Here is a 20,854-nt window from a genome sequence, read left to right on the forward strand (position 1 = left end):
TTCGCCATGCGGACTGCCGTACTCATATCGAACGTACGACGGAGGACGACATCCGTCAACGACAGGTCGGCCGGGCCCGCCCGGAGTCGTCCACTGTGCTCGACAGTCACGGTGGCCGATGCGTTGACGCGAGCCGGGCCACGTGCCAACGTTCAAGCAGAGAACGGCCGTTCGGTACGCGAACACCTCCGGGGAGGACCGCCATGACACTGCTGGACGCCACGACCTGGCAGGGCACCCTGCACAGCGACGGCTGGGTGAAACCCGCCGGCGGCACGGCGCCCGTGCGATCCCCCGCCACCGGAGAGGAAATCGGCCAGGTCGGCGTGGCGAACGCCGAGGACGTGACGCGCGCCTGCGCCCGCGCCGCCACCGCCCAACGCGCCTGGGCCGCCACCGGCTACGCCGTGCGGGCCGCGGTACTGCGCCGGGCCGGGCAACTGTTCGAGCGGCACGCCGCCGAGATCGGCGACTGGATCGTGCGAGAGTCCGGGTCCATCCCACCCAAGGCCAGCGTCGAGATCGCCGCCGCCGCGCAGGAGTGCTACGAGGCGTCGGCGCTGGCCTCGCACCCGCTGGGCGAGATCATCCCGAGCGCGCAACCGCGGCTCAGCCTGGCCCGCCGGTTGCCCGTCGGCGTCGTCGGGGTCATCGCGCCGTTCAACTTCCCGCTCATCCTGGCCACCCGTTCGGTGGCCCCGGCCCTGGCACTGGGCAACGCGGTGGTGCTCAAGCCCGACCCGCGCACCGCGGTCTGCGGTGGCGTCGCGATCGCCCGGGTCTTCGAGGAGGCCGGCCTGCCCGAAGGGTTGCTGCACGTCCTTCCCGGCGGGGTGGAGGCCGGCGAGACGCTGGTGGCCGACCCGAACGTACGCGTGATCAGCTTCACCGGCTCGACCGCTGCCGGCCGCAAGGTCGGTGAGGCGGCGGCACGCCACCTCAAACGTTCGCACCTCGAACTCGGTGGCAACTCGGCGCTGATCGTCCTCGACGACGCCGACCTGGACCTCGCTGTCTCCGCCGGCGCGTGGGGGTCGTTCCTGCACCAGGGTCAGATCTGCATGACCACCGGCCGGCACCTGGTCCACGAAAGTCTGTCCGAGCGCTACGTCGAGCGGCTGGCGGAGAAGGCGAACCACCTGCCGGTCGGCGACCCGGCGAAGGAGCAGGTGGCGCTCGGGCCGATCATCGACGAGCACCAGCGCGACAAGATCCACGCACTGGTCACCGCGAGCGTCGACGCGGGTGCCCGGCTGGCCGCCGGGGGCACGTACGAGGGACTGTTCTACCGGCCGACGGTGCTCACCGACGTCACCCCCGCGACCCCGGCGTACGCCCAGGAGGTTTTCGGCCCGGTCGCCCCGGTGATCACGTTTGCCGACCAGGACGAGGCTGTCGAGTTGGCCCGCCAGACCGAGTACGGCCTGTCGCTGGGCATCCTGAGCAGTGACGTGATGAGGGCGATGGCCCTTGCCGACCGGATCCCCAGCGGAATCGTGCACATCAACGATCAGACGGTGAACGACGAGGCGGTGGCGCCGTTCGGTGGGGTGGGAGCGTCCGGTACCGGCTCCCGGTTCGGCGGGCCGGCGGCGAACGTCGAAGCGTTCACCGAGACCCAGTGGCTCACCGTGCGCGGCGCCATCACGCGGTACCCGTTCTGACACCGGGAGGATCGGGCATGCCGGGAATGCGTACCCAGGTCGGCATCGTCGGCGCCGGGCCGGCGGGGCTCATGCTGTCGCACCTGTTGCACCTGCGCGGGATCGAGTCCGTGGTGCTGGAGAGCCGCAGCCGCGACCACGTCGAGCACCGGCTCCGGGCGGGCGTCCTCGAACAGGGCTCGGTCGACCTGCTCTGCCGCAACGGCGTCGGCGAGCGGCTGCGACGGGAGGGACTGCGCCACGAGGGCATCGAGCTGCGCTTCGCCGGGGAGTCGCACCGGGTGCCGATGGCCGACCTGACCGGGCGGGCGATCACCGTCTACGGGCAACAGGAGGTAGTCAAGGACCTGATCGCCGCCCGGCTCGCGGCCGGTGGCTCGATCCTCTTCGAGACCGAGGCGGTACGCCTGAACCGGCTGGACTCGGACTCCCCGGTCGTCCACTTTCGACGCGACGGGCAGGTCCAGGAGCTGCGCTGCGACTTCGTGGCGGGCTGCGACGGGTTCCACGGAGTGAGCCGCGGCGCGGTGCCCGACGGGGTGCTGACCACCTACGAGCGGGTGTACCCGTTTGCCTGGTTGGGCGTCCTCGCCGCTGCACCGCCGGCGGTGGACGAACTCATCTACGCCAACCACGAGCGTGGCTTCGCCCTCTACAGCATGCGCTCCCCCGAGATCTCTCGGCTGTACCTACAGGTCGCGCCCGACGAGGACATCGCCGCGTGGCCGGACGAGCGGATCTGGACGGAGCTGCGGGCACGGTTGGAGACGGTGCCGGGATGGTCGCTCAACGAGGGACCGATCCTGGAGAAGTCCATCACCCCGATGCGCAGTTTCGTTGTCGAGCCGATGCAGTGGGAGCGGCTGTTCCTGGCCGGGGACGCCGTGCACATCGTCCCACCGACCGGCGCGAAGGGCATGAATCTCGCCCTCGCTGACGTCGCGCTGCTGGGGGACGCCTTCGCCGCCTGGTACGACCGGGGCAGCACCGATCTGCTGGAGGCCTACTCGGCCACGGCGTTACGCCGGGTCTGGCGAGCCCAGCACTTCTCCTGGTGGATGACCTCGATGCTGCACCGGCTCGAGCGCGACGACCCGTACGAGACGAAGCTCCAGACCGCCACGCTGAGGTACGTCGCCACCTCTGAGGCGTACGCCGCGAGCCTGTCCGAGAACTACGTGGGCCTGCCCGAGGTCTGAACGCGAGCGTGCGAGACGGCACCACAGCAGAGCGTTGTTCAACTTATTTCTGACGGGCGTCAGAAATTATTGACTTTCAATGCCGGGGTGACTGACCATGGCCACCACAGCGAAGTGCGCCCCCGCGCCACCGTTGGTCACCTGAAAATCCGAGGCACCCACCACCCCCGCCCAGGAAGGGCCTCGTCCATGAAGAAGGTCATGGCTCTCGGGCTGATCGCCGTCACCGCGATCGCCCTCACCGGATGTACCGACTCTGACGCGTCCAACCCGTCCGAACAGACCTCGGGCGACCTGCGCAAGGTCCGGGTCGCGGCGCTGCCCATCACCGAGACCGCCGCGCTGTGGGGCGGCATCAAGGCCGGCGTCTTCGCCGAGCGCGGCCTCCAGGTCGAGGTGCTGCCCGCCCAGGGCGGCGCGCAGGCCATTCCCGCGCTCCTGAACGGCGACATCGACTTCGCCATCGGCCAGCCCTTCGGGCCGTTCCGGGCCGACCTGCGGGATCTCGGCGTCGTCATCATCGGCAACTACGCCTCCTCGTACGCCGACGGCGACGACATCAACGCCGTGGTGGCCTCGGCGAAGTCAGGCATCAAGCGGCCGGCCGACCTCGCGGGCAAGCGGGTCTCGGTCAACAGCCTGGGCGCCGCCGGCGACGTGACGATCATGGCGGCGGTCGAGAAGGACGGTGGCGACCCGTCGAGGATCAAGTTCGTCGAGGTCGCCTTTCCGGACGCCCCGGCCCAACTCGAATCCGGCAACATCGACGCCGCCTGGGTGCCGGAGCCCTTCGTCACCCAGTTGAAGACCCGCGGCGACACCTTCATCGTCGCCCCCTACCAGGCGGTGGTGCCCGGCCTGACCACGCTCACCACCATCACCACCAGGGAACGCACGGAGAAGGACGCCAAGCTGGTCGAGGACTTCACGGCGGCGATGAAGAAGACGTTGGAGTGGGCCAAGACCCCCGCCAACGAGGCGGCGCTTCGACAGGCCATCAAGGACAACCTCCAGCTGCCCCCACCGGTGGCCGAGTCGGTGCGGCTGCCGGCCTTCGGTTGGGAGGTCGACCGGTCGAGCCTCCAGACGCTCGCCGAGCTCGCGCAGAAGTACAAGGTGCTCGACAGGCAACCCAACCTCGACCGTCTCATCCAGCAGCAGTAGCCGGCGCGATCCTGCCCTCCCTGGCCCCGGAGCGGGGAGGGCCTCGTCGCCCGCCTGACGACGGGAGTGACATGCGCGTGTTTCCCACCCGACGCCTACGCGCGTTACGCAAAGCGATGCTGGGCGTCGTCGGCCTGACCGCGTTCCTCGTCGTCTGGCAGCTGATCCCGACGCTGGGCCTGATCAACCCGCTCTACCTGCCGTACGTGACCGACGTGTTGGCGCGGCTTGTCGAGCAGCTCGTCGACCTCGCGTTCTGGCGGCGGCTGGGCAGCACCATGACGTCCTGGGCGATCGGTCTGACGGTGGCGACGGTCGCCGCCGTCGTCCTCGGCACGGTCGTCGGGTTGGTGCCCTTCCTGCGGCGCGCGACCCACACGGTTGTCGAGTTCCTCCGCCCGATCCCGTCGGTCGCCCTCATCCCGCTCGCCGTGCTGATGTTCGGCATCCAGCGGCAGGCCGCCCTCGTCATCATCATCTACGCGTCGTTCTGGCAGGTGTTCGTGCAGGTCATCTACGGCGTCGCCGACGTCGACTCGGTGGCTCGCGACACCGCCCGCAGTTTCGGTCTGAGTCGGCGCGAACAGCTGTCGCACCTCGTCCTGCCGACCACCCTGCCGTACCTCATGACCGGCCTGCGGCTCGCGGCGGCGGTCGCGCTCATCCTCGCCATCACCGCGGAGATGGTGATCGGCAACCCCGGTCTCGGGCGCATGATCGAGCTGTCCCGGTCCGCCGGAGACGCCGCCGGCCTGTACGCGCTGGTCGTGGTCACCGGCCTGCTCGGGCTCATGGTGAACATCGTCTTCCGGTTCATCGAGCGTCGGGTGCTGTCCTGGCACCAGTCCGTACGAGGAGAGGAGGCGCTGTGACCACGTACCCCGGGCGGATCGCCACCACGGCACGCCGCCGGACGGTCGGAACCCGGATCGCGGCGAGCATCCTCTACCCACTGGGCCTGCCGACGATGCTGCTGGTGGTCTGGGGCCTGGCGGCGACGAGGGCGACGAACCGGTTCTTCCCCGACCCGTTGACGATCGCCAGAGCCTTTCGGGAGACCTGGGTCGGTCCGGCCTTCGTCGAGGACGTGCTGCCGAGCCTCGCCCGCCTCGGCCTCGGTGTCGCCGCGTCGATAGTGCTCGGCACCGGCGCCGGCACCGTCATCGGACTGACCCCCTGGCTGCGGGAACTCCTCGAACCGCTGTTGGAGTTCCTCCGGGCCATCCCGCCGCCGGTGCTGATTCCGGTGGTGATGCTCCTGCTCGGAATCACCGACACCATGAAGGTGGTCGTGATCGTCTCCGGCGCGGTCTGGCCGATCCTGTTGAACACGATCGAGGGTGTCCGGGGAACCGACAGCGTCATGAAGGAGACTGCGGAGTCGTTCCAGGTCTCCTGGTGGGAGCGGCTCTGGTTCCTCGTACTCCCAGCTGCCAGCCCACGGATCATGGCCGGGGTTCGTCAGGCCCTCTCGGTCGCGCTGATCCTGATGGTCATCTCCGAGATGTTCGCCTCCTCCTCCGGCCTCGGCTACCGGATCGCCTACTTCCAGCGCAACTACCTGATCGCCGAGATGTGGAGCGGCATCCTCCTCCTCGGTCTCGTCGGCGTTCTCCTCGCCGTAGCTTTCGGTCTCGTCGAACAGCGCGTTCTGCGCTGGTACCACGGAGTCAGGGAGGTCAACCGTGCCTGATCGGAGCAATCTGCTGCTGGTGGAGCACCTGCGGAAGGTCTACGAGTCCACCACGGGCAACGTCGAGGCGATCGGGGACATCAGCTTCACGATGGACGCCGGTGAGCTCGTCTGCATCGTCGGGCCGTCCGGTTGCGGCAAGACCACCCTGCTGAAATGCCTCGCCGGCCTGCTGCGGCCCACCAGCGGCCTGGTCGAGATGGACGGCTCTGCGGTGACCGGGCCCAGCCCGGCCATGGCAGTCGTGTTCCAGGAGTACGGTCGGAGCCTCTACCCCTGGCTGACGGTGCGCGGAAACGTCGAGCTTCCACTGCGGCACAAGAGGCTCAACCGCGATGCCCGAAACAAACTGGTTGTCGACGCTCTTGAGGCGGTGGGTCTCGGGCACGCCGCGCTGAGCCACCCGTGGCAGCTCTCCGGGGGGATGCAACAGCGCGTGGCGATCGCGCGGGCCATCGCCTATCAACCCGACGTCCTGATCATGGACGAACCGTTCGCCGCCGTGGACGCGCAGACCCGGGCCGACCTGGAGGACCTGGTCCGCGAGCTGCACGCCAGCCGGACCATCTCGGTTGTCTTCGTCACCCACGACATCGACGAGTCGGTCTATCTCGGTCAGCGGGTTCTAGTATTGTCCACGTCGCCGACCTGGGTCCAGGAGGACCTCGCGATCGACCTGCCGCCGGAGCGCGATCAGATCACGACCCGCGCTCTGCCCCGTTTCACGGAACTGCGGACGCACGTCTACGACCAGATCCAGCGGGCCAAGCGCGGGCAGGCCGTGGCCCCGCGATCCGCGCGGTGATTGGCGGCCAACCAACGAGTTCGCCGAAGGGAAGGGCTGTGGGTAGTCGTCAGCCGAAGCAGTTGTTGCTCGCGTTCTTCGGGGAGCACGTCGTCGACGGTGACACGGGACCGATCCGGGCGAGCGTCCTGATCAACGTGCTGGAGGGCGCCGACGTCGCCGCGCCGGCCACCCGCGCGACCCTGGACCGACTCGTGCACAGCGGCATCCTCGCCCGCAGCAGGAGCGGCCGGGAGACGCTGTTCTCGCTGACCGAGCACGGGGTCGCGGTGTTGCGCGAGGCGACGTACCGCGTTCGCGGGCCGCGGCCGTTCGACCCACAGGGCAACGGGTGGACCCTTGTCACCTTCTCGATCCCGGAGGGCCAGCGGATGCTGCGGCACCGACTGCGCTCAACCCTCATCTGGGAGGGCTTCGCGCCGATCCGCGACGGGCTCTGGCTCGCGCCCGGTGAGGTAGACCTCGCCGGCTCGTTGGAGCCGCTGCGGCAGGACCTCGCGCCCAACACCGTGGTCGCCTTTCACGCCCGCGAACTCGCCGGGTTCCCGATCGGCGAGAGCGTACGCGCCGCGTGGGACATCGAGGCGATCCGGCGCGCCCACCTGGCCTTCATCGACGTGTGGGACGACCCCTCCGCGACGGCGATGGCACCGAGCGCGCTCACCGTACGGACGATGCTGGTGGCGGACTGGCTCGCGCTGCTGCGCACCGACCCGAGGCTGCCGGCCGAGTTCATGGACGACGAATGGCCCGCCACGAGATCGGTGGAAACCTACCGTCGGACGCACGAGAAGCTGGCCGAGGCGTCAGCGGCGGAGTTCGCCGAACTCGTCGCGGCCCGACCCGCTGCTAGGAGCCGAATCGGGTCCTCAGATCGGCCTTCCGCACCTTCCCCGACGCCGTCCGCGGCAGCTCATCCACGATGACCACGTTCTTCGGGAGCTTGTAGCGGGCGATCCTGCCGTCCAGGCACGCCCGGACGGTGGCGGTGTCCACCGATGCCCCCTCCCGTACGGTCACGATCGCCCAGGGCACCTCACCCCAACGCTCGTCCGGCACGCCGATGACCGCCGCCGAGGTCACCCCGTCGACCTCGGTGAGCAGCTGCTCGAGTTCGAGCGGGTAGATGTTCTCGCCCCCCGAGATGATCATGTCCTTGAGTCGGCCGGAGATGTAGAGGTAGCCGTCGGCGTCCAGGTGTCCGAGGTCGCCGGAGCGGAACCACCCGTCGGCCGTGAACGCCTCGGCGGTCGCCTCCGCAAGGCCGTGATAGCCGGGGAAGACGTTGGGCCCGGCCACCTCGATCTCACCGACAGCGCCGGTGGGCACCACCGCCCCGGCCGCATCGGTGATCCGCACATCGGTGAAGAAGTGCGGCAGACCGACACTGCCCTGCTTGACGCGGGTCATCGTCGGCGGCAACGCGGTCGCGCCCGGCGCGGCCTCGGTCATGCCGTAACCCTGCGAGAACGACAGGCCCCGCGCCTCGTACGCGTTGAGGATGCGGGCCGGCACCGCCGAACCTCCGCAGGTGAGCTTCGTCAGCGTGGACAGGTCGGTCGACGCCCAGGCGGGATGGTCGGCCATGAGCTGGTACGTGGTCGGCACGCCGCTGAGCATGGTCACCCCGTGCCGCTCGATCTGCGCGAGCGCGCGGCCCGGCTCGAAGCCCTTCTCGATCACCATCGTGGCGCCCTTGAGGATGACGGGCAGGGCACCCATCCCGAGCGACGCGACATGGAACAGCGGCGAGATCATGAGCGCGACGTCAGTGGAGACGACGTCGTAGTCGACCACACAGTTGAGCGCCACCCAGGTGAGGTTGCCGTGGGTCAGCACGGCACCCTTGGCCCGGCCGGTCGTGCCCGAGGTGTAGACGATCGCCGCCGGGTCCTCGTGGGCGGTGTCGACGCGGCCGGTGAACGGGGAGACGGCGGCCCGCGCCAGGCGGGCAAGCCCGTGCCGGTCCGCGGTGCCCTCACCGTTGACGATGACGTACGGGGTTCGGGCGGTCGGCGCGGCGGAGGCCACCAGCGCCGCGAAGTCCGGGTCGTGGATCAGCACCCGCGCGCCGCAGTCGGCGAGGACGGCCACGATCTCGGGTGCGGCGAGCCGGGTGTTGATCGGCACGAAGACGGCCCCGACCTGCGCCGCCCCGAACATCACCAGGAGGAGCTCGGGGCTGTTCTCGCCCAGGTAGGCGACGCAGTCACCCCTGCCGACGCCTCGCTCCCGCAGCACCGCAGCGATCCGGTCCGCGGCGTCGGCGAACTGTCCGTACGTCATGGGCGGCCGGTCGCCGTGGATGATCGCGACCTGGTCCGGGGACTTCAGCCGGCGCTTGGCCACCCAGGCGCCAATTCCGTGCTGCTGCATCATCATGCTCCCGGGGGTGGAGGTGGTGTGCTCGCCCGGCTCGTCGGATGCCCCCGGGCCTCAGGCGTAGAAGCGGTACAGCCCTCGCGCGACGACCGCCGGCTTGGCGCCGCCCTCGATCTCGATCGTCTGGTCGACCGCGATCTGGTAGCCGCCGCGCACCTCGACGACCTCGGCGACTGTGGCCCGCATGCGTACCCGCGCCCCGACCACGACCGGCGCGGGGAAGCGCACCTTGTCGAGGCCGTAGTTGACCTTCGTGGTCACGCCCTTGACCTCAAGCAGTTCGGTCCAGAACGGAACGGCCAGGGAGAGGGTGAGGAAGCCGTGCGCGATCGGCGCGCCGAACGGCCCGGTCCTCGCCCGTTCGGGGTCGACGTGGATCCACTGGTGGTCGTCCGTCGCGTCCGCGAACAGGTCGACCTGGTCCTGGGTGACAGTGCGGTACCCGGTGTGGCCGAGATCGGTGCCGGCGAGGTCGCCCAGCCGCTCGTAGGTGATGGTCGTCGTCATGGCGCTTCCTCTCGTCGTCACCGGGCAAGGCCCAGCAGGCGGGCCGCGTTGTCCTTGAGGATGCCCGGGAGCACGTCCGGCTTGAGATCGGTCGCTTGCACGTCGCGCAGCCACCGGTCGGGGGTGAGCAGGGGGTAGTCGGTGCCGAAGAGCACCCGTCGCTTCAGCACCGAGTTGGCGTAGCGCACCAACTCGGCCGGGAAGTACTTCGGGCTCCAGCCGGACAGGTCGATCCAGGTGTTGTGCTTGTGCGTGGCCACCGACAACGCCTCGTCCTGCCAGGGCACCGACGGGTGGGCCATGATGATCTGAAGGTCGGGGAAGTCGGCCGCGATCGGGTCGAGCAGGATCGGATTCGACAGGCCGAGGCGCAGGCCGTAACCGCCCGGGGTGCCGGCGCCGATGCCGGTCTGCCCGGTGTGGAAGAGTGCCGGGACGCCGGCCCGCTCAAGCAGGCCCCACATCGGCGCGTACTCGTCGTGGCTGGGGTCGAAGCCCTGCACTGTGGGGTGGAACTTGAAGCCTCGTACGCCTTCCTCCTCGATCAGTCGAGCGGCGAGGTCGAGGGCGGCCTCGCCTGTGCGCGGGTCGACCGACCCGAACGGGATCAGCACGTCGGCGTGCTCTGCCGCCGCACGGGCGATGTCGGCGCTCGACAGTGGCTGGTGCTTCAGTTGGGTACGCGCGTCCACTGTGAAGACGACGGCCGCCATGCTCCGCTCGCGGTAGTACTGGGCCACCGCGCCGACCGCCGGCCGTGGGCCGTCCGTCTTGAAGTACACCGACGCCGCCGCCACGAGCGGTTCGGGCAGTGAGGTGTGACCGTGGTCGTCGACCTCGATGTGCACGTGCATATCGATCGCCGTGACGGTGTCGAGGTCGATCGCGGGCTGGTACATGGGGCCAACCTTCGTCGGGGCGGGTCAGGACGTCGTGGGCTCGAACTCCTCGGGGAGGTCCGGGAAGCGTTCGCCGACGCTCTGCTCGGCGCCGACGAACGTCGTCGGCCAGGCGTCCACGAGCGCCTCGTACGTCCAGCCGCCCTCGCGGTGGGCGGTCAGCGCCGCCTCCGGATGGGTCCAGATCTGGAGGCGGTCCCCTCCCACACCGATCACCTGCCCGGTCACCGAGGCCGCCGCGTCGGAGCCGAGGAACGCGACGAGCCCGGCCGCGTCGTCCGCCGTGCCGAACCCCAGACCGTGTCGGAAGAACGCGGGCATCGGCTCGCCGTTCGCCTCGGCCCGTACTGCAGCGGCGAAGTAGGGGACGGTGGCGGTCATCGCGGTCGCGGCGACCGGAACAACGGTGTTGGCGGTGATGCCGGCCCGCTTGAGCTCGAGCGCCCAGGTACGGACCATGCCGACGATGCCCGCCTTGGCGGCCGCGTAGTTGGTCTGACCGAAGGTACCCCGCTGCCCGGTGGGTGACCCGACGCAGATGATCCGGCCGCCCTCGCCGGCCTGCCGCATGTGCTGCACCGCCTCGCGCACTGTGGTGAACGTGCCGCGCAGGTGCACGTTGATGACGGTGTCGAAGTCGTCGTCGCTCATCTTCCACAGCACCGTGTCGCGTAGGACGCCGGCGTTGGTGACGAGGATGTCCAGCCGTCCGAAGTGCTCGACCGCCGTGCTGACGAGTTCCTTGGCGGTCTCGGTCGGGCCGACAGGTGCCACCACCGCGACGGCCCGACCGCCGGATGACTGGATCGCCGCCACCGCGTCGGCGGCAGCTCCGGCGTCGACGTCGTTGACCACTATCGAGGCGCCCCGCCGCGCCAACTCCTGGGCGTAGGCCAGGCCGAGGCCCCGCCCGGCTCCGGTGACGATGGCAACCTTGCTGTCCAGTGACATGGGTGCTCGCTTTCGTCGATGCCGATCCGCGCACGAGGGTGGGGAGTGACACGCGCACGGGCAACGTAATGCAGATTTTGATCGGGCGTCAACGATTTGCAGTATGTCTACATCAGACGGAGTTGCTCAGCGCCCGGGAGACCACCCGGCCGGCGGCCTGGACCAGCGGGGCCAACGCCACCGGGTCCGCCCGGTCGTGGGCGACCACCAGCGAGATCGCCGCCACCACACCCTCCGGTACGCGGATCGGTGCGGCCACCGAGAGGGCGTCCATCGTGACCTGGCGGTCGCTGACCGCGTACCCGATCCGGCGCACCTCCGCGAGGCAGCTACGCAACCGTCTCGGGTTGGTGATGGTCATGTCGGTGTACCGCTCCAGCGGCGCGGCCAGCACCTGCTCCTGAACCTCGGCGGGCGCGTGGGCGAGCAGGACCAGCCCGACACCGGTCGCGTGCAGCGCGAAACGACCCCCCACCCGGGTGAGCACGGGCACCGCGTGGCGCCCGGCGATCCGTTCGATGAAGACGAGTTCGAGGTCCTGCCGGACGGCGAGTTGGACGTTTTCGTGGGTCACCTCGTACAGGTCCTCCATGACCGGTAGGGCCAGCTCCCGCAACCCCAGGCCCCTCGGGGCGAGCGAGCCCACCTCCCACAGCCGCAGACCGATCCGGTACCGCCCGTCGTCGCCACGTTCCAGCGCACCCCACGCGAGAAGTTCCGCGGCCCGCCGGTGCACGGTGGGCAGGGGCAGCCCGGTGCGGCGGGCCATCTCGCTCAATGTCAACGCCGGGGTGGCCGGGCTGAACGCGTCGAGCAGCGCCAGCACCTTGCTCGTCACCGACCGTCCCGGCTCTGCGCGCACCCCGTCATCATCCCCGCCCGCGCCGGACGGTCACAGCTCCAGCACGAGTCGGGGCGTACGGGCCCGGGAGACGCAAATCATCATGGTGTCCCCGGCGGCCCGCTCCTGCTCGGTGAGCAGGCTGTCGCGATGCTCCGGCACGCCGTCGAGCACCGGGGTCTCGCAGGTGCCGCAGGTGCCCTCCCGGCAGGACGAGAGGACCGGCACGCCGGCTTCCTCCACCGCCTGCAGGATCGGCGTGCCCGACGGGACGATCACCGTCCGCCCGGAGAGCGCGAGTTCGACCTCGATCGTCGTCTCCGGCGCCCCGGTGCCGCCCAGGGCGGTGAAACGCTCGACGTGCAGGCAGCCGGGTGGCCAGCCCCGGCAGTGCTCCTCCACCGCGCTGATCAGCGCTTCGGGGCCGCAGCAGTAGACGAGGCCGGTGCCGGGGCGGCCCAGCAACTCGACCAGGTCGAGCAACCCGGTCTCGTCCTGCGGGTGCAGGCTGACCCGGTCGCCGTACCTCTCCCGCAGGGTGGTGGCGAAGGCCATGCTGGCACGGCTGCGGCCCCCGTACACCAGCCGCCAGTCGGCGCCCGCGGCGTCGGCGGCGGCGACCATCGGTGCGATGGGGGTGATACCGATGCCACCGGCGACGAAGAGGTAGCGCCGCGCCGCGACCAACGGGAAGGTGTTGCGCGGTCCGCTCACCCGGACGGTCGCGCCGACGGTGAGCCGCTCGTGCACCAGTCGGGAGCCGCCACGTCCGTTGGGTTCGCGCCGCACCGCGATCCGCAGCACGGAACGGTTCGCCGGGTCGCCGCAGAGGGAGTACTGGCGGGCCAGCCCGGCGCTCAACTCCAGGTCGATGTGCGCGCCCGGCGTCCACCCGGGCAGGTCACCGCCGTCCGCGCGGCGCAGACAGATGGCCACGACCTCGGCGGCCACCTCTTCCCGGCCGGCAACCACCAGCTCCGCACTGGTCAGAACGTCCCCTGTCACTCGCGCATCGCCAGCCGTCTCGGCCGCCCGGGCACCGGCATGGCGACGCCCTGGTGGCCCTGCGGGTGGGCGAGCAGCCACTCCCACAACTCGACCGGCTCCTCGGCGAGGCGCTCGGCCCCACAGTGACAGATCCCGCGCAGCGTGTCGGTGCCCGGCACCCAGTGGATCCGGTAGACCCGGTCCCCGCTGTGGGTGCCTGCTCGGGAACTCACCGCGCCGCTCCCACCGTCCCCGACCCGACCATGCGGGCCAGCAGCCGCCGGGCGGCCAGGCCGCCGGTGTCGATGTTGATGCTCAGCTCCTGATACCGGTCCGGCTCGGTCGCGATCACCTGCTCCAGGATGTTGAGCGCTGTAACGTCCTGCATGACCACCGTGTGGTTGCTGTGGTGCAGGTACTCGCTGACCGACTCGTCGTCGATCGCGAAGTCGCGCGCCACGGCCCAGAAGTCGTAGGTGGTGTGCTCGGTCGACGGGGTGATGGCGTACACGATCTCGGCGTGGAACGCCTCGCGGTCCTCACCCTCGGCGGGCGGATAGACACCCTGCGGCGCGATCCGGCTGTGCAGGAGGTAGAGGCAGGGCGGGTGGTACTCGATGTCCTGCCAACGCGTGATCCGGCCCTGGATCCCGGTCGAGCGCGCGTAGAACGGCGGGCACTCGGCGTCGTCCATGTGCCGGCTGACGTAGACGATCCCCCGGTCCTCGTCCACCTCGGTGGTGATCGGGGTGTTCGCCACCTCCGGAGTGCCGATGTAACCGCCATGCAGGTAGGTCTCGTGGGACAGGTCCAGGAGGTTGTCCACCAGCAGGCCGTACCGCGCGTTCAGTGGCGCCATGCCCCGCACCACCGCGTAGCGCGGGTCGGCGAGCCACGGCGCGCGGGGAATCGCGGCCGGGTCGGCCCGGTCCAGGTCGCCGATCCAGACCCAGATGAAGGAGTCCTGTTCCACCACTGGGAACGAGACCACCCGCGCGGTTCGCGGGATGCGCTGTTGGCCGGGTACGAAGACACACGCGCCGGTCGGGTCGTAGGTGAAGCCGTGATAACCGCAGACGATGGTGTCGCCGTCGAGCCGGCTCTCCGACAGTGGGAAGCGGCGGTGCACGCACCGGTCGGCGAGCGCCACCGCCTTCCCGGCACCGGTGCGGTACAGCACCATCGGCTCACCGAGCACCGTGCGGGCGAGCAGGTTCCGCCCCACCTCACTGCCGTAGGCCGCCACATACCACTGGTTACGCGCGAACACCATGCGACCGGACCTCCACGCAGACGGACGTCGATGGATCCGGATCGTCCCGCGCGGCGTCTCCTCTCAGGAACCAGAGCTTTCACTGAGTGAAAGGTCGACACTCGCGCCTGACGGTGTGGCTGCCGTGCCGGCGGCACGGCAGCCACCCGACATCACCTGCTCTGCTTCTCCTGACACGGCACGCAGAAGCGGGCGTGCGGGAGGATTTCGAGCCGCTCGGCCGGGATGCTCCGGCCGCACCTCTGGCAGGCGCCGTAGGTGCCGTCGCTGATCCGGTTCAGCGCACCGGTGATCTGCTCGATGTTCTGGCGGGTGGCCACCAGCAGCGCGGCCTGGTTGTGGGCCTCGCCGGGGTCGCCGGTGTCCGCGTTGAGCTCGGTCAACTCCCGCAGCCGAGCCGTCTGGGTGGCGAAGTCGTCCGCCAGGGACGCTCGTAGGTCAGCCAGCCAACTCTGGTCGAGAGTAGGACGATGATCGACGCTCATGATCTGCCTTCCAGGGAAAACGGGTGGGAAAAACAAAAAGGGCCGAAGCTTGGATAGCTTCGCCCTGGCGGTCGTTCTGGGTATGCAACGACTCCGCAGGTGGGCCTCGGCCGGTTCGCATCGGGCACGACGGTGTGTGCGCGGACACGGTGTGCGGCGCGCGGACAACCGGCACCCGCATGTCGGCCTCGGGGCGTGTGGCCGTCGGCACACGCACAGCACCGCCCACCGCCACGTCAGTGGCGGCGGGCGAGCGGAAGGTCACCGGCGGCATGCCCCAACCATAGAGTGGCGTTGCCCTAATGCCAACGTTCAATGATGCTCACTGTTGACCGGTTGTCAGCTCGGGGTGAGGAGGCAGAACTCGTTGCCCTCCGGGTCGGCGAGCACCCGCCACGGGACGTCCTGCCCCAGCTCGATGGGGGTCGCGCCGAGACTCCGCAGCCGGGCCGCCTCGACCTCCGGGTCGTCACCGGGGTACGGACGGACGTCGAGGTGGACGCGGTTCCACCCCCTCTTCACGTCTGGGGTTCGGACGAACTCCAGGTAGGGGCCGACGCCCTTGGCGGAGCGCAGTCTCGCACCCTGATCGTTCACCTCGTGCAGGGTCCAGTCCGTGGCCTCGCTCCAGAACCGGGCCATTGCTCGCGGGTCGGCGCAGTCGACCACCACGGCGGCGATCGGTCCCGTGTCCCGGTAGACCGCCCTGGGCTCCAGCACGCAGAACTCGTTGCCCTCCGGGTCGGCCATGACCGTCCACGGCACGTCACCCTGGCCCACGTCGGCTGCGGTCGCGCCGAGCTCCGTCAGACGGGCGACCACCTGCGCCTGGTGGGCCGCCGAGGTGGTGGCGAGGTCCACGTGCACGCGGTTCTTCACCGTCTTGGGCTCAGACGAGACGATGAGGTCGATACAGACAGCGACCGGGTCCGGGTAGACGAAGCCCTCGGGTTCGAGGTTGGTCACGCCGGGTCCCTCACTGGAGATTTCCCAACCGAGCGCCTGCGCCCAGAAACCGCCCAGCGCGGAGTCGTTCCGAGCCTTCATGTTGATCTGCACAAGCCGCGTCGCCATGCCGCGATGCTAGGGCCTGTGCCGACGTCTCGCTGACCGTCGTAGCCGCCTGCCGCACTACCGTCCGCGATCGTCCGGGAACTGCTCCTTCGTCAGGTGGAGCAGCCACCCCTCGCCGGTGCGGATGAGCGCGTATCGCCGGCGACCGGTGCGGCCGTGCAACGTGAACAGCATCCGGCGGTCGGTGCGATCATGCTCCTCCCACGTGCCGATGTCGGCGATCGACTTGTCGACGTCCTCGTAGGTGAGGTGAGCGAGGTCGTGGTCGGGCACGGCGATCGCGAGCCGGTTGTCGCTGGGGCTGTCCGGTAGACCGCGGGGCACCGCCCACGAGCGCAGCACACCATCTTCCTCAAGCCGCAGGTCGAAGTGCGGTCGTGGTTTGCGGTGGTGGTGCAGGACGAAGGCGGGTGCCACTCCCCCATTGTCGGCACAGACGGGCCCTCCCGCCTGTCGACGCGATCACCTCACGCGGCCGAACCCACAGTCAGCCGATTTTTGCGTGGCACGCATATTTGCGTGTCACGCAATTGGTGCTAGCGTGGCGGCATGACGGGGCTGCGGGAGCGCAAGAAGGCCGAGACGCGTGCGGCGCTTGGTTGGGCTGCGATCCACCTCACCGCGGAGCGTGGCTACGACAACGTCCGCGTCGAGGACATCGCCGAGGCTGCCGGCGTCTCCCCGCGTACCTTCAACAACTACTTCTCCAGCAAGGCCGAGGCGATCGCCTCCCGCCACCTCGACCGCAGCCTGCGCACCGCCGCCGCGCTGCGCGAACGTCCCGCCGATGAGCCGCTCTGGGTGGCGCTCACCCAGGCCGCGCTGGATCAGTTCACGCGCGGCCCCGAGGTCGAAGCGATGCCCTCCCCCGACCACGCCCGGTGGGTGGCCGGCGTACGCACCATGCTCGCCGAGCCCGCGCTACAGGGCGAGCGGCTGCGCGCCACCGCCCTCGCCGAGGCCGAGCTTGCCGCGGCGGTCGCCGAGCGCACCGGCACCGACCTCGCCACCGACATGTATCCGAGGCTCGTCGCGGCCGCCGCCAGCGCCGCCGTCGTCGTCGCCATGCAGCACTATCTCGACAGCGCCGACCCACCCGCCCCGATCGAACGCCTCATCACCGACGCCTTCACCCAGGTCGCCGCCGGCCTCCCGGCCCCACCCCGCTGAAGCTCCGCCCTCACGCAGCACCACCTCACCCACGCCTCCAGCCGCGTCACCGTTCCGCGGCGGGCCGGCCACGTGCCGCGCCTGCCGTGGCGATGACGCACACCCCGAAGGGATCACGACCATGATCGATGTCGCCATCGTCGGAGCCGGCCCCAACGGCCTCATGCTCGCCTGCGAACTGGCCCTCGCCGGCGTGCACCCCGTCGTCCTCGAACGCCACGCCGCGCCCACCGGCGAGCCCCGCGCCAACGGCCTCGTGGGACAGGTCGTCCGCCTGCTCGACCGACGCGGCCTCTACGCGCGGCTCAGCGGTGAGAGCACCCCGCCGGCCCCTCAACCGGCCTTCACCTTCGGCGCGTTCCCGCTGGATCTCACAATGCTCGCGGAGAACCCGCACTACGTGCTCGGAGTGCCGCAAGCCCAGCTCGAGGCCGGTCTCGCCGTCCGAGCCGCCGAGCTCGGAGTCGACCTGCGCCGCGGCCACGAGGTCGTCGACCTCCGCCAACGCCTCGACGCGGTCGAGGTCCACCTCGCCGACGGTACGAAGCTCACCAGTCGCTTCGTCGTTGGTGCCGACGGCGGCCGCAGCGTGGTGCGCCGACTCGCCGGTATCGACTTCCCCGGTGTCACCAACGACCGGTCGATCTCCCGCACCGCGACGGTGACCGTGCCTGCGTCGTCCCTCGACCCTGAGACGGGCGGCCTGCGCGTCCCCGGTTACGGTGTCGTCCCGCCGTTCCAGCACACCCGCACTGCGCGTGGCCTGATCGCCTGGGCCCCGTTCCCCGGCCGCCCGGCGATCCTGAGCACGACGGAGTGGCCCGACCCGCCAACGAACGACGAGACCCCGATGAGCCTGGCGGAACTCCGCGCCAGCGTCGCCAGGGTGCTCGGTGCCGACATCCCTTTCGGCGCGCCTGACGGCCCCGGCCTGCTGCGGCGCCTGACCGGCCGCAACACCCGCATCGCCGCCCGCTACCGCGCCGACCGGGTGCTGCTGGTCGGCGACGCCGCGCACGTGCACCCCGCGATGGGCGGCCCCGGCCTCAACCTGGGCCTACAGGACGCGGTCAACCTGGGTTGGAAGCTCGCCGCCACGGTGCGCGGCTGGGCACCGAAGGGCCTGCTCGACACCTACGAAAGCGAGCGTCGCCCCGTCGCCGAACGGGTCGTCATGTCCACCCAGGCGCAGTCGGCGCTCATCGGCCCTGGCGACGAGATCAGCGGCTTGCGGGAACTCTTCGCCGAACTGCTGCGCAAGCCGGAGGTGACCGGGCACATCGCGGCGTTGATGTCCGGTGCGGACATCCGCTACCCCGCCGATCCCGCCGACCCTCTGGCCGGCCGCTGCGCGCCCGACGTGGTCGTGCACACCGAGCACGGTGCGACACGCCTCGCCGAGCTGACCCGCACCGCCCGGCCGCTGCTGCTGGACTCCACGGGTGCCTACGCCGGGATCGCCGCACCATGGCGAGACCGGGTCGACATGGTCACCGGCTCACTGGAGGGCACGACAGCGGCCGCGTTGCTCGTACGCCCCGACTGCTTCATTGCCTGGTCCGCCGGGGACGCCGCCACGCTGCGCGCCTCGCTCGCCCACCACTTCGGCCTTCCACGATGACCACGAACCCATTTCGGGCTGGCCCTCTTCAACGTGTCTTTGCGTCGTACGCCTGCCAGTCCTCGAGCGGAGTGAGCGGAACCGGCACGGGCCGCTGTGCGGTCGTCGTCAGCTCGATCCGCTGGCCTTCGGTCGCCGACCGGAGCAGGCTGGTCATGGTTTCGAGTACGTGCAGTGCGACCTCGCCGTCAGCGCGCGGGGCACGCTGATCGTCGGCCCTGACCAGGTCGATCAGGCCGATGCCCCGGGAAGCCTTGGCGTAACCGGCCTGCGGTTCGAGAGCGCGCCAGTCGGTGTCGCCGAGCGCGAAGAGGCGGACCTCACCGTCGAAGTAGTTCGGGTCGGGCACGGCGAGCGTGCCGGCCTCGCCGTGCACCTCGATCGGTACGGCCGTCGTCCGGACGCCGTCGAAGCTCGTCGTGATGGTGGAGAGCGCACCGTTGGCGTGCTCGAGCACGCCGGTGAGGTGGGTGTCCACCCCCACCGGGATCCGCTGCCCGGTGCGGGGGCCCGAGCCGATGACGCGCTCGGCGCGCAGGCGGCTGGCGGCGCCGGTCACCGACCGGACCGGCCCGAGCAGATGGATGAGCGCCGAGATGTAGTACGGCCCCATGTCCAGCATCGGGCCGCCGCCCGGGGCGTAGTAGAAGTCGGGATTGGGATGCCAGCGCTCGTGCCCCGGAGTGACCATGACGGCCGACGCGGACATCGGGCGGCCGATGAGCCCGCCGTCGATCGCCGCCCGCGCCGTCTGCGTGCCCGTACCCAGGACGGTGTCCGGCGCGCACCCGACGCGGACGCCGGCCGAAGCGGCCCGTTCGATGATCGAGCGGCCGTCCGGGAACGTCACGGCGAGCGGCTTCTCCACATAGACGTTCTTGCCGGCGTTGATCGTGTCCAGCGAGATGTCGGCATGGGCTGCGGGGATGGTCAGGTTGAGCACGGTCTGCACGTCCGGGCGGGCGAGCAGCCGCTCGACGCTCATCGCCTCGGCTCCAGGAATCGTGGCCGCGACCTCGGCCGACCGGGAGGCGTCGAGGTCGGCCACCGCGACGATGTCGATCTCAGGGTGGTCCGCGAGAGTGTCCAGGTATGCGCGGGAGATGACCCCGAGACCTATGACGCCGACGCGGTGCGGGTCGCCCACACCATCCCCCTCTCGATCACGGTACGGACATCCGCGTGCTCCAGCACGTCGAGGCTGTGCCCGGGGGTCGTCACGACGACGCGCCCGGCACCCCACTGTCGGGTCCAGATGGCCGGTGAGGTGACCGGCCGATGCCACGGATGCCACGCCTGCGTCGGGTGGGTGGTCACGGCCAGTACGTCGATCAGGTCATCGTGCAGCACCCAGTACTGTTCGGTGACCAGGTCGAAGTCCTCAATGCCCGCAGTGATCGGGTGCTCCCGGCCGAGGTCGGTGACGCGCACCGTGTGCGGCAGGAAGTTGTCCTCCGGGCCACCGTGACGCTCACACGGCTCAAGGCCCGGATGGGTCGCGAACTGGCCGCCCACCAGGTGCAGGTATTCGGCTGACGCGCGAAACGAGTCGACGATGCCGCCGTGCCAGCCGGTGAAGCCCGTGCCGGCGATGACCGCCGCGCTGAGGCCCGCCACCTGGTCCGCGGTGATCTGCGACATCGTCATGCACTGCACGACGAGGTCGGTCTCGGCCATCTCGGCGGTGTCGGCGTAGACCTCCGTCGACTCCTCGACCCGTACGGCATAGCCGCTACGTTCGAGGAAGGGGAGGAACAACTCCGTCGCCTTGACCGGCTGGTGCCCCTCCCAACCGCCCCGAACCACCAGTGCTCTCCGCTGCGCCACCGTCGCTCCCTTCCACGGTCCGTCGCCACCGGGCTGGCCGCTCCCCGCCCCGACGACGGGTCGCCGATGCCCAAACGTGCCGAGCACCGAAACCGTACCCGTGGTCGCCGACAAAGCCGACGTACGCCGGCTGCCGGATTCCACTCTGCCCGGTCGGCTTGGCCCGCACCACGAGCGACACCGGCTCCGGATCGGCGCGGAGGCGCGGACGGGCCGAAGCGATCGCCGCCCGCGCCGACGCCGGGGTCGTCGCGGCCCCACCCGTACCGGGCGATGGCCGGGCCGACCACCAGCGACGCGTCGGTGACCCGG

Annotated in this window: 22 protein-coding genes; 9 read left to right on the forward strand and 13 right to left on the reverse strand. The window is 70.2% G+C overall.

Annotation, left to right across the window (positions count from 1 at the left end):
• Positions 1-203: 203 nt before the first annotated feature.
• The 7 genes from AB0B68_RS22200 to AB0B68_RS22230 all read left to right on the forward strand — a co-directional run bounded on the left by AB0B68_RS22200 (position 204) and on the right by AB0B68_RS22230 (position 7,451).
• A complete protein-coding gene (locus AB0B68_RS22200; protein WP_357262310.1) occupies positions 204-1,664 on the forward strand; it encodes a benzaldehyde dehydrogenase in 1,461 nt (486 codons plus the stop codon).
• 17 nt (positions 1,665-1,681) lie between these two features.
• Positions 1,682-2,863, forward strand: coding sequence for a 4-hydroxybenzoate 3-monooxygenase (gene pobA / locus AB0B68_RS22205; RefSeq protein ID WP_357202685.1), 1,182 nt, complete (start codon positions 1,682-1,684; stop codon positions 2,861-2,863).
• A gap of 189 nt (positions 2,864-3,052) precedes the next feature.
• The gene (locus AB0B68_RS22210) at positions 3,053-4,027 is read left to right on the forward strand and encodes an ABC transporter substrate-binding protein (RefSeq protein WP_357202688.1); all 975 of its coding nucleotides are present in this window, start codon (positions 3,053-3,055) and stop codon (positions 4,025-4,027) included.
• A 71-nt stretch (positions 4,028-4,098) separates the two neighbouring features.
• Positions 4,099-4,899, forward strand: coding sequence for an ABC transporter permease (locus AB0B68_RS22215; RefSeq protein ID WP_357202691.1), 801 nt, complete (start codon positions 4,099-4,101; stop codon positions 4,897-4,899).
• Positions 4,896-5,720: an ABC transporter permease gene (locus AB0B68_RS22220; RefSeq protein WP_357202694.1), complete on the forward strand. Its 825-nt coding sequence runs from the start codon at positions 4,896-4,898 to the stop codon at positions 5,718-5,720. The genes AB0B68_RS22215 and AB0B68_RS22220 overlap by 4 nt, the downstream gene beginning before the upstream one ends.
• A complete protein-coding gene (locus AB0B68_RS22225) occupies positions 5,713-6,525 on the forward strand; it encodes an ABC transporter ATP-binding protein (RefSeq protein WP_357202696.1) in 813 nt (270 codons plus the stop codon). Before AB0B68_RS22220 ends, AB0B68_RS22225 begins: the two co-directional genes overlap by 8 nt.
• Before the next feature lie 38 nt (positions 6,526-6,563).
• The gene (locus AB0B68_RS22230; protein ID WP_357202699.1) at positions 6,564-7,451 is read left to right on the forward strand and encodes a PaaX family transcriptional regulator C-terminal domain-containing protein; all 888 of its coding nucleotides are present in this window, start codon (positions 6,564-6,566) and stop codon (positions 7,449-7,451) included.
• On the opposite strand, the gene AB0B68_RS22235 is transcribed toward AB0B68_RS22230, so the two are convergent.
• The 11 genes from AB0B68_RS22235 to AB0B68_RS22285 all read right to left on the reverse strand — a co-directional run bounded on the left by AB0B68_RS22235 (position 7,375) and on the right by AB0B68_RS22285 (position 16,341).
• Positions 7,375-8,901, reverse strand: coding sequence for a long-chain fatty acid--CoA ligase (locus tag AB0B68_RS22235; RefSeq protein ID WP_357202702.1), 1,527 nt, complete (start codon positions 8,899-8,901; stop codon positions 7,375-7,377). The genes AB0B68_RS22230 and AB0B68_RS22235 overlap by 77 nt on opposite strands.
• Positions 8,902-8,961: 60 nt before the next feature.
• Positions 8,962-9,414, reverse strand: coding sequence for a MaoC family dehydratase (locus tag AB0B68_RS22240; RefSeq protein ID WP_357202705.1), 453 nt, complete (start codon positions 9,412-9,414; stop codon positions 8,962-8,964).
• A 17-nt stretch (positions 9,415-9,431) separates the two neighbouring features.
• A complete protein-coding gene (locus AB0B68_RS22245) occupies positions 9,432-10,313 on the reverse strand; it encodes an amidohydrolase family protein (RefSeq protein WP_357262313.1) in 882 nt (293 codons plus the stop codon).
• 24 nt (positions 10,314-10,337) lie between these two features.
• Positions 10,338-11,264 (reverse strand): SDR family NAD(P)-dependent oxidoreductase, encoded by a 927-nt coding sequence (locus AB0B68_RS22250; protein WP_357202711.1) that lies wholly within the window; start codon positions 11,262-11,264, stop codon positions 10,338-10,340.
• A gap of 112 nt (positions 11,265-11,376) precedes the next feature.
• Positions 11,377-12,126, reverse strand: coding sequence for an IclR family transcriptional regulator (locus tag AB0B68_RS22255; protein ID WP_357202714.1), 750 nt, complete (start codon positions 12,124-12,126; stop codon positions 11,377-11,379).
• Positions 12,127-12,156: 30 nt separating this feature from the next.
• Positions 12,157-13,110 carry a PDR/VanB family oxidoreductase gene (locus AB0B68_RS22260; RefSeq protein WP_357262316.1) on the reverse strand — a complete coding sequence of 318 codons (954 nt, stop codon included), beginning with the start codon at positions 13,108-13,110 and terminating at the stop codon, positions 12,157-12,159.
• On the reverse strand, positions 13,107-13,325 hold the full coding sequence (locus AB0B68_RS22265) for a hypothetical protein (RefSeq protein WP_357202720.1): 219 nt from the start codon (positions 13,323-13,325) through the stop codon (positions 13,107-13,109). Before AB0B68_RS22265 ends, AB0B68_RS22260 begins: the two co-directional genes overlap by 4 nt.
• Positions 13,322-14,365, reverse strand: coding sequence for an aromatic ring-hydroxylating dioxygenase subunit alpha (locus tag AB0B68_RS22270; RefSeq protein WP_357202723.1), 1,044 nt, complete (start codon positions 14,363-14,365; stop codon positions 13,322-13,324). The genes AB0B68_RS22265 and AB0B68_RS22270 overlap by 4 nt, the downstream gene beginning before the upstream one ends.
• A gap of 152 nt (positions 14,366-14,517) precedes the next feature.
• Entirely contained in the window at positions 14,518-14,850 is a 333-nt protein-coding gene (locus AB0B68_RS22275) for a TraR/DksA C4-type zinc finger protein (protein ID WP_355006332.1), read from the reverse strand.
• 339 nt (positions 14,851-15,189) lie between these two features.
• Positions 15,190-15,924: a VOC family protein gene (locus AB0B68_RS22280; RefSeq protein ID WP_357208398.1), complete on the reverse strand. Its 735-nt coding sequence runs from the start codon at positions 15,922-15,924 to the stop codon at positions 15,190-15,192.
• A gap of 57 nt (positions 15,925-15,981) precedes the next feature.
• Complete coding sequence (locus tag AB0B68_RS22285) at positions 15,982-16,341, reverse strand: DNA polymerase ligase N-terminal domain-containing protein (protein ID WP_357208395.1); 360 nt, start codon at positions 16,339-16,341, stop codon at positions 15,982-15,984.
• Between the two features lie 132 nt (positions 16,342-16,473).
• Here AB0B68_RS22285 and AB0B68_RS22290 point away from each other — a divergent pair, with 132 nt between their 5' ends.
• Positions 16,474-17,094: a TetR/AcrR family transcriptional regulator gene (locus AB0B68_RS22290; protein WP_091399920.1), complete on the forward strand. Its 621-nt coding sequence runs from the start codon at positions 16,474-16,476 to the stop codon at positions 17,092-17,094.
• Between the two features lie 121 nt (positions 17,095-17,215).
• Positions 17,216-18,715: an FAD-dependent monooxygenase gene (locus AB0B68_RS22295; protein WP_357262319.1), complete on the forward strand. Its 1,500-nt coding sequence runs from the start codon at positions 17,216-17,218 to the stop codon at positions 18,713-18,715.
• 28 nt (positions 18,716-18,743) lie between these two features.
• Here the strand turns inward: AB0B68_RS22295 and AB0B68_RS22300 are convergent, their stop codons facing one another.
• Together AB0B68_RS22300 and AB0B68_RS22305 are read right to left on the reverse strand one after the other, a co-directional pair.
• Complete coding sequence (locus tag AB0B68_RS22300) at positions 18,744-19,862, reverse strand: Gfo/Idh/MocA family oxidoreductase (protein ID WP_357262322.1); 1,119 nt, start codon at positions 19,860-19,862, stop codon at positions 18,744-18,746.
• Complete coding sequence (locus tag AB0B68_RS22305) at positions 19,832-20,542, reverse strand: ThuA domain-containing protein (RefSeq protein ID WP_357262325.1); 711 nt, start codon at positions 20,540-20,542, stop codon at positions 19,832-19,834. The genes AB0B68_RS22300 and AB0B68_RS22305 overlap by 31 nt, the downstream gene beginning before the upstream one ends.
• Positions 20,543-20,854: the final 312 nt, after the last annotated feature.

Source organism: Micromonospora sp. NPDC049049, from assembly GCF_040649115.1.
Classification (GTDB): Bacteria; Actinomycetota; Actinomycetes; order Mycobacteriales; family Micromonosporaceae; genus Micromonospora.

Excerpts from the sequence above, each read along its gene's own strand:
- AB0B68_RS22215 (WP_357202691.1), top strand. The coding sequence starts at position 4,099 with ATGCGCGTGTTTCCCACCCGACGCCTACGCGCGTTACGCAAAGCGATG.
- AB0B68_RS22235 (WP_357202702.1), bottom strand. The coding sequence starts at position 8,901 with ATGCAGCAGCACGGAATTGGCGCCTGGGTGGCCAAGCGCCGGCTGAAG.
- AB0B68_RS22250 (WP_357202711.1), bottom strand. The coding sequence starts at position 11,264 with ATGTCACTGGACAGCAAGGTTGCCATCGTCACCGGAGCCGGGCGGGGC.
- AB0B68_RS22270 (WP_357202723.1), bottom strand. The coding sequence starts at position 14,365 with ATGGTGTTCGCGCGTAACCAGTGGTATGTGGCGGCCTACGGCAGTGAG.
- AB0B68_RS22245 (WP_357262313.1), bottom strand. The coding sequence starts at position 10,313 with ATGTACCAGCCCGCGATCGACCTCGACACCGTCACGGCGATCGATATG.
- AB0B68_RS22295 (WP_357262319.1), top strand. The coding sequence starts at position 17,216 with ATGATCGATGTCGCCATCGTCGGAGCCGGCCCCAACGGCCTCATGCTC.
- AB0B68_RS22200 (WP_357262310.1), top strand. The coding sequence starts at position 204 with ATGACACTGCTGGACGCCACGACCTGGCAGGGCACCCTGCACAGCGAC.
- AB0B68_RS22290 (WP_091399920.1), top strand. The coding sequence starts at position 16,474 with ATGACGGGGCTGCGGGAGCGCAAGAAGGCCGAGACGCGTGCGGCGCTT.
- AB0B68_RS22240 (WP_357202705.1), bottom strand. The coding sequence starts at position 9,414 with ATGACGACGACCATCACCTACGAGCGGCTGGGCGACCTCGCCGGCACC.
- pobA (WP_357202685.1), top strand. The coding sequence starts at position 1,682 with ATGCCGGGAATGCGTACCCAGGTCGGCATCGTCGGCGCCGGGCCGGCG.
- AB0B68_RS22275 (WP_355006332.1), bottom strand. The coding sequence starts at position 14,850 with ATGAGCGTCGATCATCGTCCTACTCTCGACCAGAGTTGGCTGGCTGAC.
- AB0B68_RS22210 (WP_357202688.1), top strand. The coding sequence starts at position 3,053 with ATGAAGAAGGTCATGGCTCTCGGGCTGATCGCCGTCACCGCGATCGCC.
- AB0B68_RS22280 (WP_357208398.1), bottom strand. The coding sequence starts at position 15,924 with ATGGCGACGCGGCTTGTGCAGATCAACATGAAGGCTCGGAACGACTCC.